Below are 21,769 nucleotides of genomic sequence, written 5' to 3'. Positions count from 1 at the left end.
CGCTTGGAGATATGGGTATCCATGTTTGTAGCTCCCGCACCTGCGGCTTTAATTTTTGATTTTTTGTAATTTAATTTGAATTTTTCAGTTTTATCAATCCCAATACATGTATTCGATGCACCAGTATCTAAAATAAATATACCTGATATTCCATTTATGCTAGCTTTAATTTCAAAATGATTAGTTTTTGTGAGCTTTAAATCTGTTTTAATAAATCCTTTATTTTTTAAAAATCTTTTCAAAGACATCTTATTCTTTTTCATAAAGATAATTCTATTTTTGCTTTATGATACTTACAGATACACATACCCATTTATATAGTGAAGCTTTTGACGAGGATAGAAAAATTGTAATTGAAAGGGCAATTAAGAATGGAGTACAACGTTTTTTTATTCCAGCAATTGATTCTACTTACACTAAATCTATGCTGGATCTTAAGAATTCTTTTCCAGAACATATGTTTTTAATGTCGGGTTTACATCCTACTCATGTTAAAGAAAATTTTAAAGATGAATTATCTCATGTTGAAGAACTTCTTTTAAGTCATAAATATTACGCTATAGGCGAAATTGGTATGGATTTATATTGGGATAAAACTTTTTTAAGAGAACAACAAGAAGCTTTTCGTTTTCAAATTCAACTTGCTAAAAAAAATAAACTTCCAATTGTAATTCACTGTAGAGATGCTTTTGATGAAGTTTTTGAGATTTTAGAAGAAGAAAAATCAAAAAACTTATACGGAATTTTTCATTGTTTTACTGGTACATTTGAACAAGCTGAAAAAGCTATTTCTTACCAAATGAAATTAGGTATCGGCGGCGTTGTAACTTTTAAAAACGGAAAAATTGATGCATTTTTGAAAAATATTGATTTGAAAAATATAGTTTTAGAAACTGATGCTCCATATTTATCACCTGTACCTTATAGAGGTAAAAGAAATGAAAGTGCTTATTTAGTGAATGTCTTAAATAAATTATCATCTATATATAATATTGATGCAGAAGACATTGCAAACATTACAACTAAAAATTCTACGGAAGTTTTTGGGGTATAAATATCATTAACGATGACTACAATTCTTTTAATTTATACAGGAGGTACTATAGGTATGATTAAAGATTATAATACAGGATCTTTAAGACCTTTTAATTTTGATAAATTAATCAAAAATATTCCTGAATTAAATCAGTTAGATTGTGATATTGATACTTGTTCATTTGAATCGCCTATTGATTCATCTAATATTAATTCTGAACATTGGATACAGATAGCATCAATTGTTGAAGATGCTTATGAAAATTATGATGGTTTTGTTGTTTTACATGGTAGCGATACTATGAGTTATTCTGCTTCGGCTTTAAGTTTTTTGTTAGAAAATTTAGGCAAGCCTGTTATATTTACTGGATCACAATTGCCAATAGGGGATTTAAGGACTGATGCGAAAGAAAATTTAATTACATCAATTCAAATTGCATCGTTAAAACAAAACAATAAACCTGTTATTCAAGAAGTATGCTTGTATTTTGAGTATAAATTGTACAGAGGTAACAGGACTACAAAACTAAGTGCAGAAAATTTTGAAGCTTTTTGGTCTTTAAATTATCCAGCTCTTGGTGAATCTGGTGTTCATTTAAAAGTTTTTTCTGAAAATTTATATCAAACTAAAAAAAATAAAAAATTAATAGTTCATAAAGTTATGGACTCAAATGTTGCTATTTTAAAATTATTCCCTGGTTTTAATGCTCTGTTACTTGAAAGTTTTTTAAATACTCCAAATTTAAAAGCTGTAATCATTGAAACATATGGAGCAGGTAACGCTCCTACTGAAGATTGGTTAATTGAAAATTTAAAAATTGCTATAAAAAAAGGGATTCACGTAATCAATGTTACACAGTGCTCTGGAGGTAGTGTAACTATGGGGCAATATGAAACTAGCAAGCATTTACAAGGCTTGCAAATGATTAGTGGTAAGGATATTACGACAGAAGCAGCTATAACTAAGCTGATGTATATGCTTGGTGTTAATATTTCTCCAAAGTTATTCAAAACTGTATTTGAGACTTCTTTGAGAGGTGAAATCAGTTAAAATTAACGCTTAAAATTTCCGATAGTACTTTTTTTTTTGTTAATTCGACGACTGTTAAAAAAAAAGATTGAGAGAGGTGGCCGAGTGGTCGAAGGCGCACGCCTGGAAAGTGTGTATACTTCAAAAGAGTATCGAGGGTTCGAATCCCTTCCTCTCTGCATTTAATTTTTATTTTTTAATTGTAAAATTTTTTTATCTTTAACCCATTAACGAATCTAAATTTAAGTTTGAAAGAAATGAAAAGATTATTCTCTATCCTAGCAGTAGCTGGGTTATTTGTTGTTAACACAAATACTGTGAACGCTAACGTAACTGCTAATGCAATTACAACTAACTTATCAGCAACAGTTGCTAATACAGCAATGCTTATTCAAGAAGCTGCTGCAACTACTGAAGCTGAAAGAGGTTTTGTGCAAGTTTTAAAAGAAAAATTTATTGAAGGTGGAGCTGGCTTCATGGGTATCGTATTATTATGTTTGATACTTGGTTTAGCTGTTGCAATTGAAAGAATTATTTATTTAAACTTAGCAACAACAAATACTGCAAAATTAAAACAAAAAGTAGAAGATGCATTAGCTTCTGGTGGTGTTGAAGCAGCTAAAGAAGTATGTAGAAATACTAAGGGTCCTGTTGCTTCAATTTTCTATCAAGGATTAGATAGAGCTGGTGAGAGCATTGATTCTGCTGAAAAAGCTGTTGTAGCTTACGGTGGTGTTCAAATGGGACAATTAGAGAAAAATGTTTCTTGGTTGTCTTTGTTTATCGCGATTGCTCCAATGCTTGGTTTCATGGGTACTGTAATTGGTATGATTCAAGCCTTCGAAAAAATTGCTGCTGTTGGTAACTTAAGTGCGTCACTTATTGCAGGTGATATTCAAGTTGCATTATTAACAACTGTATTTGGTCTTATAGTGGCTATTATTCTTCAAATTTTTTACAATTACATTATCGCTAAGATTGATAGTATTGTAAATGATATGGAAGATGCTTCAATCTCATTGATTGATATGTTAGTAGATCACAAAAAATAAGTCGGACTTAATACTTAAGTAAAATGCATAAAATAATTAAAATAATATTAATTGTTCTCAGTGTAGTGGGAACAGTGTTATGGGTACAATTGCCAAGTGGTGATGCACCTGTAGGAGAAGCTGTAGAAAGTGGTTCTATGAATTTTATGTTTATCATAACATTTGTATTATTAGCTATTGCAGTTGCTGCAACCGTGATTTTCGGTTTAAAAAATGTTTTCTCTACTCCAGGTGGTCTTAAAAAGATTTTAATTGGTGTTGGAGGATTAGCTGTAGTAGCAATTTTATCTTACGTTTTTGCAAGCGGTACAGATATCGATATTCCTGCTATGGAAGCTAAAACTGGAATTTTAACTGACGAGAGTACAGTTAAAACTATTGGTACCTTTTTAAATATGTTTTTCATATTGACAATTATTGCTGTAGGAGCAATGGTGCTTCCAGGAGTAAAAAGAATGTTTAATAAATAAAAATATAAATTATGTCAAGAAGAGGAGCACCACCAGAGGTTAATGCCGGTTCTATGGCAGACATAGCTTTCTTGTTACTTATCTTTTTCTTAGTTACAACAACTATTGAAACAGATGCTGGTTTAGATCGTATGTTGCCTCCTATTGATGATTCGCAGGTAACACCTCCTGTTATTAAGGAAAAAAATATTTTTGCTGTTACTATTAATAAGTCTGGTCAACTTTTAGTTGAAGAAGAACTTACTGATATTACTAAGCTTAAAGAAAAAGCAGTTGCTTTTCTTGATAATGGTGGAAGTGCAAGTGGAACTCCTGAATTTTGTAGCTATTGTAAAGGTAAAAGAGATGAAAAATCTTCTGATAACCCTACAAAAGCGATTATTTCTTTGAAGAACGATAGAGAAACACAATATGGTGTTTATATTACTGTTCAAAATGAGATTGTTGCTGCGTATAATGAGCTAAGAAATAGAGAATCTCAAAGGCTTTATAAAAGAGACTTTACTGATATGGAAGCAGAATATTTGAACCCAGAAACATCAGACGAAGCTAAAGAAGTTTTAAAGAAAAGAGTTAAGAATATTCAAACATTATTCCCTCAAAAATTCTCTGAAGCTGAAACATCAAGTGGAAATTAATAATAAAAGTTAAAAATTATGTCAAAGTTTAGCAAAAAGAAAGATGGTGATGTGCCTGCTGTTTCAACGGCCTCACTTCCTGATATTGTTTTCATGCTTTTATTTTTCTTTATGACTGTAACGGTTATGAAAGACACTTCTGTTAAAGTTAAGAATGAACTTCCGAAAGCAAGTGAAACAAAAAAGCTTGAAAAAAAGGATAGAGTTATTACTATTTATGTAGGTTCTCCTACTGAAGAGTTTCAAAAGGTTTTTGGTAAAGAAGCAAAAATTCAATTGAATGACAAATTCTCTAGTCCATCAGAAGTAGGATCTTATATTCTACAAGAAAGAGCAAAAAAGTCTGAAGATATTCAAAATGTATTGACTACTTCATTAAAAGTAGATAGAGATGCTAATATGGGTATCGTATCTGATATTAAAGAAGAATTACGTAAAGTAAATGCATTAAAAATAAACTATACAACTTATGAAGGTATCGCATTTGATAACCTTAATTAAAGTGTAGTTAAATTTTTTCTTTCAAAATTACTATATAGCGCTTCAAATTTATTTTGAAGCGCTTTTTTTATGCTTTATCATTTTATTACCTTTAATTTATGAAACAAAGCTTATTTCTTTTAGTTTTAATTTTGCCCTTTTTTCTTTTAGCGCAACAACAAGAATACACCAATTCTAAAACTGTTGATTCAAAGTATTTAGAAGATCAAATATATTTTGGTTTAAATTATAATTTTATGAATGATAAGCCATCAGATGTTACACAGCGTAATTTTTCTTATGGTTTACAATTGGGTGTTATCAGAGATATTCCGTTAAATAGAAAACGTAATTTTGGTATAGGAATAGGTCTTGGTTATGCTAATAATTCATATTATTCTAATTTAATTAGTACAGAATCAAACGGAATTATTCAATATACTACTGATTCTGACGACATTGATTTGATAAGAAGTAAATTTGAAACTCATAGTGTTGAATTTCCTTTTCAATTTCGATGGAGAACATCAACGCCAACTGATTATAAGTTTTTCCGTGTTTATACAGGCTTTAAGCTTGCTTATAATTTTGGTTACAGATCTGTTTTGGTTACTGATGATTATAGGGAAGGGTTTAGTAACACTGATATTGAAAAAGTTAATTACGGTTTAACTTTTAATTTCGGTTATAACACTTTTAACCTTCATTTATATTATGCACTTAATAGTTTTTTAAAAGAAGATGCAGTATTGGACACTGGAGAAAGTATTGAATTTAAACCATTGAGACTAGGTCTTATTTTCTATCTATTATAACCAATAAGATAATGTTATAAATTGTGATATTATACCAATTAATAGGCCTCCTAACACTTCAATTTTTTTATGTGCTTTAAAATATAATCTAGATGAAGCAATTAAACCCGTTAAGGCTATTAAAATACTAATTGATATAGTTATGTTTATTTCAAAATGAATGCTTAGACTAATTAAATACATTACTAGGCTACCAATACCTAACATGTGCAAACTGCTCTTAAAGTTAATAAAAAGCAATGCTAAAGTTGTAAATAGTCCTATTATTAAACCTATGAAATAGTAATATAGTTCAGAAGTGTAATTGTTTGGTATTACTTTGTAAACTATTAAGAAGAAAAGTGATATACAAATGTATATTGGATATTTACGTTCTTCAGTTGTTTTCATTAAAATTGACTTTATCATTCCCACATTTTGTAAAATAATAAAGCATATGCTAGGTATAACTACAGTTAATATAAATATAGGTAGTAGATTGCCTATTTGCATTTCAAATGAAGTATATTTTTTAGTGACTAGAAAATATATTAAAGTTCCATAAATTGGAATAAATAAAGGGTAGAATAAATACGTTATAATTTTTAAGAATACTCTCATTATATTTCTTTTCGCATTCTTGCAACTGGAATTCCAAGTTGTTCTCGGTATTTAGCTACAGTTCTACGAGCAATAGGGTAACCCTTTTCTTTTAATATTTCAGCTAATTTATCGTCAGTTAAAGGTTTTCTCTTAGGTTCTTCATTAACTACGTTTTCTAAAATTTTCTTTATTTCTTTAGTTGAAACATCTTCTCCCTGATCATTTTTCATTGACTCAGAGAAATAATCTTTTATAAGTTTAGTTCCGTATGGTGTATCAACATATTTGCTGTTAGCAACTCTAGAAACTGTTGAAACATCCATGCCGATGGTGTCAGCAATATCTTTCAATATCATAGGTCGAATGTTACGTTCATCACCTGTTAAAAAATATTCTTTTTGATATTCCATTATCGTATTCATAGTCACAAATAAAGTCTGCTGTCTCTGTTTTATAGCATCTATAAACCACTTTGCGGCATCCAATTTTTGTTTGATAAATAAAACAGTATCTTTTTGGGCTTTAGATTTTTCTTTTGAGTTTTTATACCCTTCAAGCATGTTATTATAATCTTTAGAAACATGCAATTCTGGTGCGTTTCTTCCATTTAACATTAGCTCTAATTCACCATCAACAATCTTTATTGAAAAATCAGGAACAATATGTTCTATCATTCTTAAGTTTCCAGAATAGGAACCTCCTGGTTTAGGGTTTAATTTTTCAATCTCTAAAATTGCATTTCGTAATTCTTCTTCAGTTATGTTATGTTTTTGGATTAATTTTTTATAATGCTTTTTGGTAAATTGTTCAAACGATTTATCTAGAATAGTAATGGCAAGTTCTATACTCGGCGTAAGTTCTTTTCTTTTTAGCTGTATAATTAAACACTCTTCAAGGGAAGTAGCTCCAACACCTGGAGGATCTAATTGCTGAACTGTTTTTAATATTTTATGAATCGTTTCTTCTTCTGTATAAATATTTTGAGTGAAGGCTAAATCATCTAAAATATCACCAATAGGCCTTCTAATATAGCCGCTTTCATCAATACTACCCACCAAAAATTCAGCTATTGACCACTCATCATCACTTAAATAAACTGTGTTTAATTGATTTATTAAATATTGATTGAAAGATGTTCCCGCAGCATATGGTACTGTTTTTTCATCATCATCAGCACTGTAATTATTTGCTTGAGTTCTATACTCAGGTATTTCATCGTCACTTAAATATTCATCAATATTGATGTCTTCAGCTTCTATAGTTTCATTATCACTCTGGTCAAAATTATCATCGTATTCATCATCAAAATTATCAGATTCCTCTTTTCCTGTTTCTAAAGCAGGATTTTCTTCTATTTCTTGTTTTAAACGTTGTTCAAAAGCTTGCGTAGGGAGTTGAATCAGTTTCATCAACTGAATCTGTTGAGGAGAAAGTTTCTGTGATAATTTAAATGATAAATGTTGTTTTAACATATAAAGTGATATTCTTTCTTATAAAGTTAAGGTTTTCAGAATTAAAATTCAGCATTTTGAGGTGTTCTTGGGAAAGGGATAACGTCTCTAATGTTGCCCATTCCTGTCGCGAAAAGTACTAAACGTTCAAAACCTAGACCAAATCCACTATGTACAGCTGTACCAAATTTTCTAAGGTCAAGATACCACCAAAGTTCTTCTTCATCTATACCTAAAGCAGCTACTTTTTCTTTTAAAACATCTAAACGCTCTTCACGTTGAGAACCACCAACTATTTCACCAATGCCTGGGAATAAGATATCCATTGCTCTTACTGTTTTACCATCTTCATTTAAACGCATATAAAATGCTTTAATATCAGCTGGGTAATCAAATAATATTACTGGACAGTTAAAGTGCTTTTCTACTAAGTAACGTTCGTGTTCACTTTGTAAATCTGCACCCCATTCTTCAATTACGTATTGGAATTTTTTCTTTTTGTTAGGCTTACAGTTCTTTAAAATGTCAATAGCCTCAGTATAAGAAACTCTTTTAAAGTTATTGTCAGCAACAAACTTTAATTTTTCGATTAATGGCATATCACTACGCTCTGCTTGTGGCTTTGTTTTTTCTTCATCAATTAAACGTTTTTCTAAAAATTGTAAATCTTCATTACAGTTTTCTAAAACGTAGTTGATTACATCTTTTATAAAATCTTCAGCAAGATCCATATTTGCATCTAAATCATTAAATGCAACCTCTGGTTCAATCATCCAAAATTCAGCTAAATGTCTAGATGTATTTGAGTTCTCAGCTCTAAAAGTTGGGCCAAAAGTATAAACTTTACCTAGTGCCATAGCAAAAGTCTCAGCTTCCAATTGACCTGAAACAGTTAAGTTTGTTTCCTTGCCAAAAAAGTCTTGTTTAAAATCTATTTCACCATCTTCAGTTAATGGTGGTTTTTTTTGATCTAAGGTCGAAACACGAAACATTTCACCAGCACCCTCAGCATCTGAACCTGTAATGATTGGTGTATGTACGTTATAAAATCCATTATCTTGAAAATACTTGTGTATTGCAAATGATAAGGCAGATCTAACACGCATAACTGCAGCAAAGGTATTAGTCCTAACTCTTAAGTGTGCTTTTTCTCTTAAAAACTCTAAAGAGTGTTTTTTTGGCTGAATAGGGTAAGTGTCAGGATCAGAAGTACCTAATACTTCTAATTCTTTTACTTGTATTTCAACACTTTGTCCTCGACCTTGACTTTCAACCAAAGTACCTGAGATTTTAAGTGCAGCTCCTGTAGAAACTTGCTTTAATAAGGCTTCATCAAAATTTTCAAAATCTACTACACATTGTATATTACTTAATACAGATCCATCATTTAATGCAATAAATCTATTGCTTCTAAATGTTTTAACCCAACCTTCTACGCTTACTTCTTGTAATGAAAGATTAGATGATAGTAGTTCTTTTATGCTATATGATTTCATTTTGATATTTCTATTTTTGATTAGCAAATATACCTATTTTGATAAAAAGGTTTTACTTGTTAAATGTAATTCTAATTTATGTTATTTATAGTTCTTCATCTTTAGGTAAGATGTCAATCTGTGGTTTTTTTAATACTTCTTTATTCGCAATATTTCGCTCTAATGATAATAATAAAGATGGAAGCAAGATTAAGTTTGCTAACATGGCTAATAATAATGTTGCTGATACTAATGCACCTAATGCTACGGTACCACCAAAGCTTGAAATTGTAAATACTGAAAATCCAAAAAATAATACTATTGATGTGTAAAACATACTAACGCCGGTTTCACGTAATGCATTATAAACTGAAACTTTTATTTTCCATTTGTTAGCAGTCAACTCTTGTCTGTACTTTGCTAAAAAATGAATTGTATCATCTACTGATATACCAAATGCAATACTAAATACTAATATTGTTGAAGGTTTTATCGGTACGCCTATAAACCCCATTAATCCAGCAGTAATAACTAGAGGTAGTAAGTTTGGAATTAATGATATGATAATCATTTTAAAAGAACGGAATAAATAGGCCATAAACAAGGCAATAAGACCAATTGCTAATGCTAATGACATGATTAGATTATTAACTAAATACTTTGTTCCTTTTAAGAAAATAAGTGCACTACCTGTTAAATATACGTTGTACCTTTCTGAAGGAAATATCTTTTCAATATTTTCTAATAATTTGTTTTCGATAGACTCCATGCGCGTTGTTTTTACATCTTTCATAAAAGTTGTAATACGTGCTGTTTGTCCAGTTGAATCAACAAAACTTTTTAATAGATTACCGTCAGAAGAAGATTTTCTAGCAACATCCATAATAAAAGTATTCTCTTGCGTTGTTGGTAACTGGTAATATTTTGGAATACCATTATAGAAAGCCTGTTTAGAATATTTTACTAAATCAACGGCAGAAACTGGCCTTGATAATTCAGGAATTTCATGAATGATTTGACTAAGTTCATCTATTCTTTTTAATGTGGCTGGTTTTAAAACCCCTTTTTTTCTTTTTGTGTCTACAACAATTTCAACTGGCATAATACCGTCAAACTCTTGTTCAAAAAAGCGAATGTCTCTAAAGAACTCTTTGTCTTTAGGCATGTCTTCAATAGGACTACCGGAAATATCAATTTGATAAATGCCAATAATACTCAGTACTAATAATGAGATTGAAACTACGTAAACTGATATTCTTTTTTCTCGGACTATATTCTCCATCCAACTTACAAAAGTATCAATCCACCTTTTATTCAAATGCTTTAAGTGCTTAGTTTTTGGTAAATGTAAAAAGCTATAAACTGTAGGTATTATTAATAATGATAAAATAAATATACATATAATATTTATTGAAGCAACAACACCAAACTCCTTTAATAACTGACTATCTGTAATAATAAATGTAGCAAAACCAGAAGCTGTAGTTATGTTAGTCATTAACGTGGCATTTCCAATTTTAGAGATTACACGTTGTAATGACAAAGCTTGGTTACCGTGTTTTTTAACTTCTTGTTGGTATTTGTTTATTAAAAAGATACAGTTGGGAATACCAATTACAATAATTAGTGGCGGAATAAGTGCTGTTAAAACAGTGATTTCATATTGTAAAAGGCCAAGAATACCAAATGACCACATGACACCAATAACTACCACACACATTGATATGAATGTAGCTCTAAAACTTCTAAAAAAGAAAAAGAATATTAATGAAGTAACACCAAGTGCAGCCAATATAAAAATACCAATCTCATCAATAATATTCTGAGAGTTCATTGTTCTGATGTATGGCATACCAGAAACGTGAACATCTAAATCTGTTTCTTCTTCAAAATTTGAAACTAAAACTTTTAAATCTTCAAGTATAAAATCTTTACGAGCGGAGGTATTAATTATATCTTTATCTAAATAAACAATTGTTCTAATAGTTTTAGACTCTTTGTTATATATTAAATCTTCATAAAAAGGTAGATTGTTGAATAAGTGTGATGATAATGAATCAACTTCAGCCTTCGTGCTAGGTTTTTCCTTTATGAAATTTTCTAACACAAATTTTTGCTGAACAGTGTCTTTTATAAGCTCTTGGAGGTTATCTGTTGATAAAACAAAATCAACCTCAGGAAAAGCTGCTAATTGCTTGCTAAACTTATTCCAATTATTAAATTTTTTAGGAGTAAATAGTGAGCTGTCTTTAACGGCTAAAACCATTACATTTCCCTCTTCACCAAACGTTTTTAAAAATGATTGATATTGTATATTTACTGGGTGATGATCTGGTAATAAGTTAGCTTGTGAGCTAGAGAATCGCATTTTATCCCATTGTAAGGCTAAAAATATTGTTGAAGCGATTATTAATAGAAGAATTAGTATTCTATTTCTTAGAATAATACTTGCGGTTTTTGGCCAAAAACCTTTAGTTAATTTTGCAACCATGATATTTTTTACAATTCATACAAAGGTAGAAAATGATTATGGGTAATCACAAAAAACAGGTAGGCTAAATACTTAATTTGTGTGAACTTTATGCTTATAAAACACAAAGAGTGACAATATGCCACTCTTTATTTTTTATTTGAAAAATGAAATGTAATTATACTTTCATTATTTCAGCTTCTTTTACTACTAAAGCTTCATCAATTTTCTTACTATATAAATTAGTAAGCTCTTGTACATCTGCTTCCGCATTTTTCTTTAAATCTTCTGATGCGTTATCAAGGCCTTTAATTTCTTTATTAGCTTCTTGTCTTGCATTTCTAATTCCAATTTTTGCGTCTTCGGCTTCTGCTTTAGCTTGCTTTGCAAGATCTTTTCTACGTTCCTCAGTTAATGGTGGTACATTGATAATAACAAAATCTCCATTGTTCATAGGGTTAAAGCCTAAGTTAGCAATCATAATTGCTTTCTCAATTTCTTGAAGCATATTCTTTTCCCAAGGTTGAACTGTAATTGTTCTAGCATCAGGTGTAGCTACATTTGCAACTTGTGCTAATGGAGTAGCAGATCCATAATAGTCAACCATAACACTTGAAAGCATTACTGGACTTGCTTTACCAGCTCTAATTTTAGTGAAAGACTTTAATAAATGATCCATAGAACCATTCATACTTTCTTTTGTGCTGTCTAAAATAAAATCTATTTCTTCGTTCATTTTAATATATATTAATAGCTTGTTTCTTTTTTTAGAGTAAAGTCTAGTTGTTAACTACAGTACCTATATTTTCTCCAGAAACTAGTTTCATTAAATTACCAGTGGTGTTCATATCAAAAACAACAATTGGTAGTTCATTTTCTTGACTTAAAGTAAAAGCTGTTGTGTCCATTACTTTTAATCCTTTATTCAATACGTCTTTAAATGTAATAGTATCAAATTTAGTTGCGTTTTTATCTTTTTCAGGATCTGAAGTGTAAATACCATCTACTCTTGTTCCTTTTAATATTACATCTGCTTCAATTTCAATTGCTCTTAAAACTGCTGCTGAATCAGTTGTGAAATAAGGGTTACCTGTTCCTCCACCAAAAATAACAACTCTCCCTTTTTCTAAGTGTCGCATGGCACGTCTGCGAATAAAAGGCTCAGCTACTTCATTAATTTTTATTGCGGTTTGTAAACGTGTGCGTACATCAGCTTCTTCTAGAGCGCTTTGTAAAGCTAAACCGTTTATTACAGTTGCTAACATACCCATATGGTCACCTTGTACACGATCCATGCCGTTACTTGCACCAGCTAAGCCTCTAAAAATATTTCCTCCGCCAATAACTATAGCAACTTCAATACCTTTATCAACAACTTCTTTTATTTCTTCAGCGTAAGCTGCTAATCTTTTTGGATCAATTCCGTACTGTCTTTCTCCCATTAGTGCTTCTCCACTAAGTTTTAAAAGAATTCTTTTGTATTGCATGGTTTTTTTAATTAAAGTATCGCAAAAATAATCAAAATATTTTATGGTAAAGCGTCAATTAAAATTTAATGTAATGATAATATTTTATCAATTTTAGGGGCTAATTGTTTAATTTTTATAAACTTGCTCTTTATTCTAATAATGGCCTTTGTGTCAAACTCTAACATTATAAGTAAAATATGAAAAAAATAAGTTTTTTATTGGTCCTAGGACTTTTATTAAATGCATGTGCAGGTGGTAAAAAATTAATTTCTGCAGATAAAGCCTTAATAAAAGCAAATATTGATTTAGTAAATGTTAATGAAGATAAAGTTTTAGTTTCAGTTGATCCGGGTGCTTTTAGTGAGCAAACTGTATATTTTTATATTCCTAAAACTGTTCCTGGTACATATAGTACCGATAACTATGGTAAATATATTGAGAGTTTTAAAGCTTTCGATTATAAAGGTAAAGAGCTTTCTACTAGTAAAATAGATGATAATACTTGGGAGATAAGTAATGGTGCAAGTTTAGATAAAGTATCTTATTTTGTGAATGACACTTATGATTCTGAAAGTACTATTGGTGATCCTGTTTTTTCACCATCAGGGACAAATATTCTTAAGGGGCGAAATTTCATGTTAAATTTACATGGTTTTGTTGGTTATTTTAAAAACCTAACGGAAGTTCCATATGAAATATCAATAAATCATCCTGAAAATTTAGTTGCTACAACCTCTCTGAATAAAATTAATGAGACAAAAACTTCTAAAAGCCTTGATACTTTTTTGGCTAGTCGTTATTTTCAAGTCACTGATAACCCTATTTTATATGCTCCAGCTGATATTGTTTCTTTCGAGGTAAATGGTATTACTGTGAATTTAAGTGTTTACTCTCCTAATAAAACATATACAGCGGCATCTTTAAAAGATAGAATGTATAAAATGATGGCTGCTCAAAAATCATTTTTGGGAGCTATTAATAGTACAAAAGAGTATAATATTATATTATATCTTTCAGAAGGTGAGGATGATGCAGGAGGTTATGGCGCTTTAGAGCATCATACTTCTACGGTAGTTGTGTTGCCAGAGTTTATGGATCGTGGTAGATTAGAGCAAGCAATGGTTGATGTTGTATCACATGAATTTTTTCATATAGTTACACCTTTGAGTGTGCATTCTGAAGAAGTTCAATTTTTTGATTTTAATGATCCTAAAATGTCTATGCATTTATGGATGTATGAAGGTACTACTGAATATTTTGCTAATATTTTTCAAATCCAACAAGGCTTAATTAATGAAGAAGAGTTTTATCAAAGGATTATGGATAAAATAAATAATTCAAAACGATATGATGATACTATGTCTTTTACTGAAATGAGTAAACATATACTTGAAGATGGTTTTAAAGACAACTATGCTAATGTGTATGAAAAAGGGACGTTAATAAATATGGCATTAGATATTACATTGCGAGATTTGAGTAATGGAGAAAAAAGTGTTTTGTGGTTATTAAAAGAACTGTCTAAAAAATATGGTGATTCAACTCCGTTTAAAGATGATTTATTTATAGATGAAGTTGTTGCAATGACATACCCTGAAATTGGAGAATTCTTTGAAACTCATGTTATTGGTGATACTCCAATAGACTATGAAATATATTTACAAAAAGTAGGTTTAGTAATTGGGACTAAAGAAGAGGAGAGTGGTTTTTTTTTAAAAGGAGAAGTGCCATATATTGATGTAGATCCTCAAAATGATAATGCCATATTTATACGTAAAGGTGTTATATTAAATAGCTTTTTTGAGAATTTAGGTGCAAAAGCTGGAGATGTTATAAAATCTATAGATGGAGCTTTAATCAATTTAGAATCCATGAGATCTGTTATTGGTCAGAGTTTTAGTTGGCCTTCAACAAAGAAAATTATAATGGTTGTAGATCGTGCTGGTGAGAGATTAACTCTTCAAGGTGAAGTTGGGAAGCCTACGGTGCAATCAAAAGTTATTAAGCCTGTAGCTAATCCAACTAAATCACAATTAGATTTGTTGCATATTTGGACTAAAGGATAATAAAAGTTTTAGAGATGCCAGAAATGGTATCTTTTTTTGTTATTTCTAAAGCATAAAAAAGCCACAATTTTAAATTGTGGCTTTTTCTATTTTAAAATGTATAAGAATAATTACCCTAATGCAACACGCTTAAAGCTAGTTACAGATAAATCTCCTGCTGAAGATACATAGTCAGCAACACTTTTCTTTTCATCTTTAATGAAGTTTTGATCTAATAAACATTGCTCTTGATCAAGAGTTGTGTTATCAGATATAAATCTTTCCATTTTACCAGGTAAAATTTTATCCCAGATTTTTTCTGGCTTACCTTCAGCTTTAAGTTCAGCTTTTGCATCTTCTTCAGCTTTAGCTAAAACTTCATCACTTAATTGAGACATAGAAATGTACTGAGGTACATTTTTAAGCGTCTTACCTAATCTCCCTAATTCGATATTATCTTTTTCAATAACAGCGATTCTTGCTTCTGTTTCAGAAGCAACAAAAGTAGGATCAAAATCTTTATAAGATAAAGTAGTAGCTCCCATCGATGCTATTTGCATAGCAACATCTTTACCTACTTCTTCGTTCTTAGCAGATAAACCAACTAAAGCAGCAATTTTGTTAATGTGTACATAGCTACCAACGTAAGGTGCTTCTAATTTCTCAAAAGCGTTGATTTCTAATTTTTCACCAATAACACCAGTTTGCTCAATTAATTTTTCAGCAACAGTCATTCCGCCAAAATCAGAGGCTAAGAAATCTTCTTTGTTATCAAAATTAATAGCTTGGTCAGCAAGTTCTTTAGCTAAAGAAAGAAAGTTCTCGTTTTTTCCAACAAAATCAGTTTCACAACCTAAAACTATAGCAACACCAACAGTACTGTCAGCATTTACTTTTGCAACAGCAGCACCTTCAGTAGATTCTCTGTCAGCTCTTTTAGCAGCAACCTTTTGTCCTTTTTTACGTAAAACTTCAACAGCTTTGTCAAAATCTCCTTCAGCTTCCACTAATGCTTTCTTGCAGTCCATCATACCTGCACCGGTTGCTTTTCTTAATTTGTTTACTTCTGCAGCGGCAATTTTTACCATTTTATTATATGTTTTAAAACTAAAAGCTAAAATTATCACTTTTGAAAGTGATAATTGTAGCTGTAGTGTTAATTAAAAATTTTGTTTGTACTATATAAATGTTAAGCGGGTTGCTTACTCAGCAGAAGTACTACCTTCAGATTTAGTTGCGCTTTCAGCGGCAACTTCTTCTTTCTTAGGAGCAGCAGGTGCTTCTGCTTTCTTAGAAGCAGCTTCTTTACCCTCTTTTGTTGATTGTTTTTCTGACTTACGTTCAGCTAAACCTTCAGCAATAGCATCAGTTACATGAGTTAAAATAGCTTCGATAGATTTAGAAGCATCATCATTTGATGGGATAATATAATCTAATAAACGTGGGTCAGAATTAGTATCTGCCATAGCGAATATTGGAATTTTTAATTTTATAGCCTCTTTAACAGCAATATGCTCACGCATTGTATCAACAATAAATAAAGCACCTGGTAAACGAGTCATATCAGAGATAGAGCCTAAGTTTTTCTCTAATTTAGCGCGTAAACGATCAACTTGTAAACGTTCTTTTTTAGATAAAGTTAAGAATGTACCATCTTTCTTCATTCTATCAATAGCAGCCATTTTTTTAACAGCCTTACGGATAGTTACAAAGTTAGTTAACATACCACCTGGCCATCTTTCAGTGATGTAAGGCATGTTTACTTTTGATACTTTGTCAGATACGATGTCTTTTGCTTGTTTCTTTGTAGCTACAAAAAGAATTTTTCTTCCTGATTGTGCAATTTTTTTAAGAGCTTCATTAGCTTCTTCTAATTTTGCAGCAGTTTTGTAAAGGTTAATTACGTGAATACCATTACGCTCCATGTAGATGTAAGGAGCCATGTTTGGATTCCACTTTCTTGTAAGGTGTCCAAAGTGTACACCTGCTTCTAGTAAATCTTTTACTTCGATTTTGTTTGCCATTTTTTTTGTACTTAGTTTACGTTCTGTTGAATTAGCAATAATAAAGTGGCACTTATTTTTTGTGGCCTTTACTATTTAGATGCTAAACTAGTTTCCAAAAGCTGTTATGCCTTTGGACTAACAACAACTTGATATTTAAAATTTAACCCTGAAAAGATATTTTTCAGGGTTTTCAATGAACTTGTGTATAAACTGAATAAACAGTTTAATATATAATTCTCTACGATTAACGTTTTGAGAATTGGAATTTTTTACGAGCTTTCTTCTGACCGAATTTCTTACGTTCAACCATTCTAGGGTCTCTAGTTAATAAACCTTCTGGTTTAAGAATAGTTCTGTTTTCGGCATCAATCTCACACATTGCTCTAGATAATGCTAAACGAATAGCTTCAGCTTGACCAGTGATACCACCACCAAATACGTTTACTTTTACATCGTAAGCATCTTCAGTTTCAGTTAAAGCAAATGCTTGTTTTACTTTATATTGTAAAGTTGCAGTTGGGAAATATACTTCTAAATCCTTTTTGTTAACTGTAATTTTACCTTCTCCTTGTGAAAGATAAACACGTGCAACTGCAGTTTTTCTTCTTCCTATTTTGTGAATTACGTCCATTTACTTAAGGTCGTTTAAATTAATTACGGTTGGTTTCTGCGCCTCTTGACCATGTTGAGTTCCTGCATTAACTTTTAAGTTACGGAAAATTGCCGCACCCAATCTGTTTTTAGGAAGCATCCCTTTTATAGAACGCTCAACAACGCTAACTGGATTTTTATCCATAGCTTCTCTCGCAGTTTGAAATCTTTGACCACCTGGGTAACCAGTATGGCGAACGTAGGTTTTACTTTCCCACTTATTTCCTGTCAAGTTTATTTTGTCTGCGTTGATAACAACTACATTATCACCACAATCTACGTGTGGTGTAAAACTTGGCTTATATTTTCCTCTTAGTAATTTTGCAACTTTTGAAGCAAAACGACCTAATGTTTCTCCTTCTGCATCAACTAACACCCATTGTTTATCAACAGTTGCTTTGTTCGCCGAAATTGTTTTGTAGCTTAATGTGTCCACAGTAATTTTTTATTTATTAAACACTTAAATCCCATTAATGGGGTGCAAATGTACAATTATTAACTTGAATAACAAATGCTTGGTGCTAAATAATTTAATTATTTTTATTTTACCTATGTTTTTTGTTGAAATAACAAGGCTTAGCCATTTGTATTTTTTGAATATTATGGTTGCAAATATATCTATAATACTTGTTTTGGTGGTTTTATTTCGTTCCAAACTGATTGTTTTTAAGTTTTTTCAAGTTAAGTTTGTTTAACAACCTTAATTTTATTGATATTATGAATTATAAAGTTCTAATAATTTTTTTATGTTTTTTTTTTTAGTGTTTTCTTGTTCTACTGATAATAATTCAGATGATGATGTAGCTGTTGAAGAATCTCCAATCATAGGTTTTTGGAAATTTACAGATATTGAAACTTCTAGTACTACGATTGAAAGTGTGTTTGTCCAAGCTGCAATTATAGGTTTAGTTGAAAGTGGTTGTGATATTGCGACTTTAGATTTTAATAATGATATGACTTTAGAAACCACTGTGGCACTTTTTGAAAATGAAGAAAGTTATACCGAGTGTCCTAAAGAAGTAGCTTCAGAAACTACCGTTTGGAAATTAGATGGCGACCAATTATCTTTTGTTGATGAGGAATTAACTACACAGACTATTACTATTGAGTTAACCGAATATACATTAATTGTTCCTTCTGAAGTCTTTGAAGGTGAAGATGTGGCTGATTTATTGCCAGGTTCAAGTCTTATATTTACAAAAGAATAATTATGTTATCCTTTGTCATAAAAAAGCCCTTTGAAAATACAAAGGGCTTTTTTATTGTTAATGAGCTTCAAGCCAATTATTACCTAAGCCTACTTCAACGTCTAATGGAACTTCTAATTTATAAGCGTTTTCCATTTCGTGTTTAATAAGCACTTTTATTTCTTCTAGTTCGGGTTTGTATACATCAAAAACTAATTCATCATGTACCTGAAGTAGCATTTTTGTTTTATAGTTACCTTTTTCTAATTTATTGTAAATATTTATCATTGCAATTTTTATTATATCGGCGGCACTACCTTGTATCGGTGCGTTTACAGCATTACGCTCTGCAGCTCCTCGAACAATTGCATTACTACCGTTAATACCTTTTAAATATCTACGTCTGCCTAGTACAGTTTGTACATAGCCATTTTCGCGGGCAAAATCAACTAGCTCGCTCATGTAGTTTCTTAGTTTTGGATATGTTTTGTAATAAGTGTCAATTAATTCTTTTGCTTCTGCTCTTGATAATTCTGTTTGATTACTTAGCCCGAAAGCTGAAACACCATATATAATACCAAAGTTTACAGTTTTAGCATTACTACGTTGTTCTCTGGTAACTTCTTCTAAGGGAACATTAAAAACTTTTGAAGCAGTTGAAGCGTGAATATCTTCTCCATTTTTAAATGCTTCAATCATTGTGGTTTCTTCACTTAGAGCAGCAATAATTCTAAGTTCTATTTGAGAGTAATCTGCAGCAAGCAAAGTGTACTCGTCACTTCTAGGTACAAAGGCTTTACGAACTTGCCTTCCTCTCTCTGTTCTAATGGGTATGTTTTGTAGGTTAGGGTTATTGCTACTTAAACGACCAGTCGCGGCAACAGTTTGCATATAATCTGTATGAACTCTACCGGTACTTTCTTCTATTTGATTTGGTAGTGCATCAACATAGGTGCTTTTAAGTTTAGCAAGACCTCTATATTCTAATACATTTTGAATAATTTCATGATCTTTTGCTAAATAAGATAAAACATCTTCTGCAGTTGAATATTGACCTGTCTTTGTTTTTTTAGGTTTATCAACTAGTTTTAGTTTTTCAAAAAGAATTTCCCCTAGTTGTTTTGGCGATCCAATATTGAACTCTTCGTCAGCTTCTGTATATATTTTTTCTTCTAATGTTTTAATGTCGTTATTTAAATCATCTGAAAGAGAATCTAAAAACTCTTTATCTAATTTAATACCTTCTAATTCCATTGCGGCTAAAACTCGTAATAAAGGAACTTCAATATTATTAAATAAATCTTCTGTTTTTGCTTCTGATAATTCAGGTTTAAAGTGTGTTGCTAATTGGTATGTAATATCAGCATCTTCAACAGCGTATTCTGTTTGTTTTTCTACAGGTACATCACGCATGCTTAATTGGTTTTTTCCTTTTTTGCCAATTAACTCGGTAATAGAAACAGGTGTGTAGTTTAAATATGTTTCAGCAAGCACGTCCATATTATGTCGCATATCAGGGTTTATAAGATAATGCGCAAGCATAGTATCAAAATAAGTGCCTTTTACTGTAATGTCATATTTATCTAAAACCTTAATATCATATTTTAAATTCTGACCAATCTTCTCAATACTTTCAGATTCAAAAAAAGGTCGTAATTGTTCAATTAATTCTTGGGCTTCATTTTTATCTTCAGGAAAAGGAATGTAAAAACCTTTTGATGCTTCCCATGAAAAGGCAATGCCAACTAATTCTGCTGTTAATGGGTTCAAGCCTGTTGTTTCCGTATCAAAGCAAACAGAAGTTTGTTTCATTAAGTTTTGAAGAAAAAGTTTCATAGCCATGCCAGGTGCAATACTCTGGTAAATATGGGATATGTCTTTGATTGTTTTTCTGCTCGAATATTCTTGAGGGCTGCCAGAAGCAGTACTTGGGTCACCTCCAAATAAAGAGAATTGTCCAACACCAGCTTCGGTTGCTTTCTTTTTTGTTTTATCCGTTGTTGGTTCTGAGTTTGTTTTTTCTTCTTCTTTGGAAAATAACTTTAAAAACTGATCCTTTAGTCTTCTGAATTCTAATTCTTCAAAAAGAACTTGAACTTTTTCGGCATCAGGTTCAGTTAGTTCGTAATCATTAGCATTAAAAGTTACATCACAATCAATACAAATAGTTGCTAATTTTTTAGAAAGTAAACCTAGCTCAGCGTTTTGCTCAACTTTTTCTTTCATTTTACCTTTTAATTTATCGGTATTGGCTAAAAGATTTTCCATAGAACCAAATTCAGATATGAATTTTTTAGCCGTTTTATCGCCAACGCCAGGTAAGCCAGGAATATTATCACTAGCATCACCCATCATACCTAAATAGTCAATAACCTGTTCAGGACGTTCTACACCAAAACGTTTTTGAATTTCAGGAATTCCCCAAATTTCAATACCGTTACCCATACGTGCTGGGCGATACATAAATATATTTTCAGATACAAGTTGTCCAAAATCTTTGTCAGGAGTAACCATGTATACCTGGTAATCCTCTTTTTCGGCTTGTTTTGCTAAGGTTCCAATAATGTCATCTGCTTCCCAGCCTTCTAAAACAACTGCAGGGATATGCATGGCACTTAAAATATCTTGTATATAAGGTACTGCTATTTTGATAGCATCGGGTGTTACGTCACGATTTGCTTTATATTCAGGAAATAATTCGGTACGCTCAGCACTACCACCTTTGTCAAAACATACGGCTAAATGATCAGGCTTTTCTCTTCTAATGACATCTAAAAGAGAATTCATAAACCCCATAATTGCAGAGGTGTCCATTCCTTTAGAGTTTATTCTAGGATTTTTTATTAATGCGTAGTAACCACGAAATATTAATGCATAGGCATCAAGTAGAAATAATTTTTTTTTATCTGACAT

Annotated in this window: 21 protein-coding genes and 1 tRNA gene; 10 read left to right on the top strand and 12 right to left on the bottom strand. The window is 31.1% G+C overall.

Going from position 1 to position 21,769, the window contains the following annotated elements; all coding sequences use genetic code 11:
* Window positions 1-263 (bottom strand): retropepsin-like aspartic protease (locus tag KO500_RS12375; RefSeq protein WP_215956854.1); only part of this gene is annotated, 263 nt, incomplete at its 3' end.
* Window positions 264-286: 23 nt separating this feature from the next.
* On the opposite strand from KO500_RS12375, the gene KO500_RS12370 reads away from it, so the two are divergent.
* From KO500_RS12370 to KO500_RS12335, 8 genes are all read left to right on the top strand, one after another.
* Entirely contained in the window at window positions 287-1,054 is a 768-nt protein-coding gene (locus KO500_RS12370; RefSeq protein ID WP_215956853.1) for a TatD family hydrolase, read from the top strand.
* A 12-nt stretch (window positions 1,055-1,066) separates the two neighbouring features.
* A complete protein-coding gene (locus tag KO500_RS12365) occupies window positions 1,067-2,086 on the top strand; it encodes an asparaginase (RefSeq protein ID WP_215956852.1) in 1,020 nt (339 codons plus the stop codon).
* Between the two features lie 70 nt (window positions 2,087-2,156).
* A tRNA-Ser gene (locus tag KO500_RS12360) sits at window positions 2,157-2,244 on the top strand.
* Between the two features lie 78 nt (window positions 2,245-2,322).
* Window positions 2,323-3,117, top strand: a complete 795-nt coding sequence (locus KO500_RS12355) for a MotA/TolQ/ExbB proton channel family protein (protein ID WP_215956851.1) — start codon at window positions 2,323-2,325, stop codon at window positions 3,115-3,117.
* 23 nt (window positions 3,118-3,140) lie between these two features.
* Window positions 3,141-3,587, top strand: a complete 447-nt coding sequence (locus tag KO500_RS12350) for a hypothetical protein (protein WP_215956850.1) — start codon at window positions 3,141-3,143, stop codon at window positions 3,585-3,587.
* An 11-nt stretch (window positions 3,588-3,598) separates the two neighbouring features.
* The gene (locus KO500_RS12345) at window positions 3,599-4,225 is read left to right on the top strand and encodes an ExbD/TolR family protein (protein WP_215956849.1); all 627 of its coding nucleotides are present in this window, start codon (window positions 3,599-3,601) and stop codon (window positions 4,223-4,225) included.
* 18 nt (window positions 4,226-4,243) lie between these two features.
* Window positions 4,244-4,726, top strand: coding sequence for an ExbD/TolR family protein (locus tag KO500_RS12340; RefSeq protein ID WP_215956848.1), 483 nt, complete (start codon window positions 4,244-4,246; stop codon window positions 4,724-4,726).
* A gap of 98 nt (window positions 4,727-4,824) precedes the next feature.
* Window positions 4,825-5,520, top strand: a complete 696-nt coding sequence (locus tag KO500_RS12335; protein WP_215956847.1) for a porin family protein — start codon at window positions 4,825-4,827, stop codon at window positions 5,518-5,520.
* Here the strand turns inward: KO500_RS12335 and KO500_RS12330 are convergent.
* The 6 genes from KO500_RS12330 to pyrH form a co-directional block, all read right to left on the bottom strand.
* Window positions 5,515-5,928, bottom strand: coding sequence for a hypothetical protein (locus tag KO500_RS12330; RefSeq protein ID WP_252732490.1), 414 nt, complete (start codon window positions 5,926-5,928; stop codon window positions 5,515-5,517). The two genes, KO500_RS12335 and KO500_RS12330, sit on opposite strands and share 6 nt — an antisense overlap.
* A 191-nt stretch (window positions 5,929-6,119) precedes the next feature.
* Window positions 6,120-7,574: an RNA polymerase factor sigma-54 gene (gene rpoN / locus KO500_RS12325; RefSeq protein ID WP_215956845.1), complete on the bottom strand. Its 1,455-nt coding sequence runs from the start codon at window positions 7,572-7,574 to the stop codon at window positions 6,120-6,122.
* Window positions 7,575-7,615: 41 nt separating this feature from the next.
* On the bottom strand, window positions 7,616-9,049 hold the full coding sequence (asnS, locus tag KO500_RS12320) for an asparagine--tRNA ligase (protein ID WP_215956844.1): 1,434 nt from the start codon (window positions 9,047-9,049) through the stop codon (window positions 7,616-7,618).
* 85 nt (window positions 9,050-9,134) lie between these two features.
* A complete protein-coding gene (locus KO500_RS12315; RefSeq protein ID WP_215956843.1) occupies window positions 9,135-11,519 on the bottom strand; it encodes an efflux RND transporter permease subunit in 2,385 nt (794 codons plus the stop codon).
* 157 nt (window positions 11,520-11,676) lie between these two features.
* Entirely contained in the window at window positions 11,677-12,234 is a 558-nt protein-coding gene (frr, locus tag KO500_RS12310; RefSeq protein ID WP_215956842.1) for a ribosome recycling factor, read from the bottom strand.
* A 43-nt stretch (window positions 12,235-12,277) separates the two neighbouring features.
* Window positions 12,278-12,985: a UMP kinase gene (pyrH, locus tag KO500_RS12305; protein WP_215956841.1), complete on the bottom strand. Its 708-nt coding sequence runs from the start codon at window positions 12,983-12,985 to the stop codon at window positions 12,278-12,280.
* 179 nt (window positions 12,986-13,164) lie between these two features.
* On the opposite strand from pyrH, the gene KO500_RS12300 reads away from it, so the two are divergent.
* Complete coding sequence (locus tag KO500_RS12300; protein WP_215956840.1) at window positions 13,165-15,033, top strand: peptidase M61; 1,869 nt, start codon at window positions 13,165-13,167, stop codon at window positions 15,031-15,033.
* Between the two features lie 110 nt (window positions 15,034-15,143).
* Here the strand turns inward: KO500_RS12300 and tsf are convergent, their stop codons facing one another.
* From tsf to rplM, 4 genes are all read right to left on the bottom strand, one after another.
* Window positions 15,144-16,100 carry a translation elongation factor Ts gene (gene tsf / locus KO500_RS12295; protein ID WP_215956839.1) on the bottom strand — a complete coding sequence of 319 codons (957 nt, stop codon included), beginning with the start codon at window positions 16,098-16,100 and terminating at the stop codon, window positions 15,144-15,146.
* Window positions 16,101-16,214: 114 nt separating this feature from the next.
* Complete coding sequence (gene rpsB / locus KO500_RS12290; RefSeq protein WP_215956838.1) at window positions 16,215-17,036, bottom strand: 30S ribosomal protein S2; 822 nt, start codon at window positions 17,034-17,036, stop codon at window positions 16,215-16,217.
* 226 nt (window positions 17,037-17,262) lie between these two features.
* Window positions 17,263-17,649 (bottom strand): 30S ribosomal protein S9, encoded by a 387-nt coding sequence (rpsI, locus tag KO500_RS12285; protein WP_215956837.1) that lies wholly within the window; start codon window positions 17,647-17,649, stop codon window positions 17,263-17,265.
* A complete protein-coding gene (rplM, locus tag KO500_RS12280) occupies window positions 17,650-18,105 on the bottom strand; it encodes a 50S ribosomal protein L13 (protein WP_215956836.1) in 456 nt (151 codons plus the stop codon). It lies immediately after the preceding gene.
* Window positions 18,106-18,415: 310 nt separating this feature from the next.
* On the opposite strand from rplM, the gene KO500_RS12275 reads away from it, so the two are divergent.
* Window positions 18,416-18,877, top strand: a complete 462-nt coding sequence (locus KO500_RS12275) for a hypothetical protein (RefSeq protein ID WP_215956835.1) — start codon at window positions 18,416-18,418, stop codon at window positions 18,875-18,877.
* A gap of 57 nt (window positions 18,878-18,934) precedes the next feature.
* Here the strand turns inward: KO500_RS12275 and polA are convergent, their stop codons facing one another.
* Window positions 18,935-21,769 (bottom strand): DNA polymerase I, encoded by a 2,835-nt coding sequence (polA, locus tag KO500_RS12270; RefSeq protein WP_215956834.1) that lies wholly within the window; start codon window positions 21,767-21,769, stop codon window positions 18,935-18,937.

The organism is Cellulophaga baltica (assembly GCF_018861125.1).
Taxonomy (GTDB): Bacteria; Bacteroidota; Bacteroidia; order Flavobacteriales; family Flavobacteriaceae; genus Cellulophaga; species Cellulophaga baltica_A.
The sequence above is the reverse complement of the archived record's forward strand: the minus strand, read 5'-3'. Positions and strand labels throughout refer to the sequence as shown.